This window comes from Rhodopseudomonas parapalustris, from assembly GCF_053772255.1.
Genome location: NZ_JAMKBZ010000064.1, coordinates 1 through 1,955, shown reverse-complemented (window position 1 = coordinate 1,955; position 1,955 = coordinate 1). Strand labels below are relative to the sequence as shown.

Genomic DNA, 1,955 nt, shown 5'->3' with positions numbered 1-1,955 from the left:
GCTGCTGCGCTGGTTCAAACGGCTTTTGCGTGCCCTGCTGATGATGCTGTCACTCCGACTCGAAGCCGCCCGACACCCCTAAATCAATCCAGTTCAGCAAACTTCACGGACGACTATTTTGCTACGTGCGGAGCTCGAGCGCCGGTCCACGCCCTGATCGATTTCACCGACAATCATCGTGGGACACGTTGGTGCGAGCCGATCTGCAAAGTGCTGCCGATCGACCTTCAGCTTACCACGCTCATGTCGCCAAGCGGCGCGATCCCGTCAGACCGACTGCACGCGTCTGGCAGGATACAGCTCAGCGGGGCGAGGTTCGGCGCGTGTTCGAACAGAACTGTCCAAGTCGACGGGGTCCGCAAGGACTGCGGCAGCTCAAGCGCGAGGGCTTCGACGTCGCCCGATGCGATGAGCCGAAGCCGAACGCGTCGGCCAGCGCTCGGCAGGTCCGCCGTCTGCCGGACGTAACGGCTGTGGACCCGCCGGGCATTCGCTGAACACCGTGCCTCGCGGCTGCCGGCCCGAGGTGACCACTTCCGGTCAGCCTTTCCCCGATGTAGCCGCTAGGTAATATAAGTCTTGAGCACGGTCAGTTCCCCCGAATCGGCTCTTCGCTTTGCTTCCACTAAGATTTCACGCGCCTTCTTCATGATTGGAGGCTCGATATTCTTGATCTCTTCAGCAACGATGGGGTCAAGGATCCCCTTCCGGCCATATCGCTGGCGGACATCCCCGACATGACCGAGAATCCGGTCCCTTGTCCTTTGCGCGATCAGATTCGAATCAAGGATGTCCGCGAAGAAGTGCCTCGTCGAATACAGGCTCACGTCTGCTCTGAGATCTTTCAGGACGTTTTTCTTCAGATATTGCCAGGATTTCGAAATTGGCTGTGACCATCTCACAGTGCCGTCGGACCTGACGTATTTCTCCCATTCGGGGAACAGTCGTTTCTCTCCCCCTTCGGACAGTTCTTGCATCCGGTCGAGCAGTCCAAGTTCGATCAGCAGAGGGTTGATTGGTATGACACGCCCGGCGGCATTCGTTTTCAGATTTCGCAAATCCTGCAATGCGACCCTGCCGTTTCGCGCCTCGAACGGTCGGAGGTCAAAATAGAAGAACGTCCCATCGGTTCGGATCTGGGCACATTCAAGTTGCCCAACCTCGCCGGGACGCATTCCCGTAAAGAGGCAGATCAGGTAGCCCCAATAAATCGCGGATTGGACGAAGAAGGCTCCGGATTTCCAGACATGCGTCCGATTGAGGCAGCCCGTGAACAGCGGAAGCTTCAGGATTCGCAGGATTTCTTCGTCTTCGAAAGCATCGCGAGGCAAGCTGACGAGATTTTCCGGGTCCACGCACTCGAATTTCGGCCGGGCTCCCGAGTAATATTTTTTGGAAGCCGCCCAGTCTATGAATTTGTACAGGCCGTACCAGTATCTGGACTTGATGGTTTTTTCAGTCAGGCGGGTGAGATTTTCCCACCCGTGGTCCCGCGCATACTTGTAGCGGGCAAAAAGCGAACCCGCATGTCGCCGCGGAATGTTCGTCTGATGGGGGATGTCTGTCAGGGCCTCGTCCAGCGCGGACCATTGCTCCGTTGTGACCTGCTCCAGAACTGGGTCTTCGAGGAATGCGATGGCGAACTCGACGATGGCCTTGGCTTCGGAACGGCCTCTAGAGCTGTGGGCGCGCTTGCGACTCGGCGGCTCGAGGAAATCGGACAGGACATCCGACATCCGCTTGTCGGATCGAAGACCAGGTGAGCGGTCTGGTTTGGCGCCGTGTGGCGGCGGCGACGAAGTCGACGTGCCTTCGCTTGGGACCAGCGACGCCTCTTTCGCCGCCAGTTCCTCCAGAATGACCTTTCGAATGGCGTCGATGTCGAGGGTGGGCAAGGGGGCCTTTTGGAGACGCTCCGCTGCAGCCGAGGCCGTCGCGTGGGTAGATTGGCTCGA

General features: G+C 58.5%; 1 protein-coding gene and 1 other annotated feature. The gene reads right to left on the bottom strand.

Annotated features, from left to right (window positions below; genetic code table 11):
- Positions 1-110 precede the first annotated feature (110 nt).
- Positions 111-228: a sequence feature (AL1L pseudoknot), on the top strand.
- A 335-nt stretch (positions 229-563) separates the two neighbouring features.
- Positions 564-1,955, bottom strand: a 1,392-nt coding sequence (locus M9H71_RS25005) for a site-specific integrase (RefSeq protein WP_455407561.1), incomplete at its 5' end; no start/stop codon positions are given.